Below are 567 nucleotides of genomic sequence, written 5' to 3'. Positions count from 1 at the left end.
TGATATGAGATCCTACCACCATCAACTGTTCAGCCATCATGTCTTTGATGTCGAACCCGGCCAGCTCTGCGTCAATGCCAATCGCTGTGATTTGACACAAATCACCTTGTTGTAGACCTGCTTGCAAAATCGCCACGGACTTGGTGAGTTCCGCAACACGATTTTGCGTTACATTAATGATATGTAAGGTACTTTTGAACTTCTTTGCCACTCGATTGAGTGGCTGAGCAAGGTGCGCACTGGCATTTGCATTATCGACGAAAAAGGTGATTTGGTATTCGTTCATCTGCAAATTTAGTCGCGGCAGTGGACGAGGAATACTTTGTCGACGTTCAGCAAAACCTCTTCAATGGGGATTTGAATTTTGCGCGTCCCTTCGAATCGGCCTGGTTGTTCTATCTCAATATCCGACACGATCAAAACCCGATCCGCTTGAGCGATATCGTGAGGAGTGAGCTGATTTTCTATCCCCATCGCACCTTGCGTTTCTACTTTAATTTGCACGTTATGTTTTGGCGCAGCTTTCATTAGTGCATCTGCCGCCATATAGGTATGAGCGATGCCTGT

The 567-nt window shown here is 46.2% G+C and carries 2 protein-coding genes; both read right to left on the bottom strand.

The features are described 5' to 3' along the window. Nucleotides 1–286 (bottom strand): HPr family phosphocarrier protein (locus R7Q48_RS29695; protein ID WP_318133965.1); only part of this gene is annotated, 286 nt, incomplete at its 3' end. An 8-nt stretch (nt 287–294) separates the two neighbouring features. After that, the coding region (locus tag R7Q48_RS29690; RefSeq protein WP_318133963.1) for a PTS fructose transporter subunit IIB at nt 295–567 on the bottom strand (273 nt) is incomplete at its 5' end.

This window comes from Vibrio sp. 378 (assembly GCF_033339435.1).
This window is presented reverse-complemented; position numbering and strand designations above follow the sequence as displayed.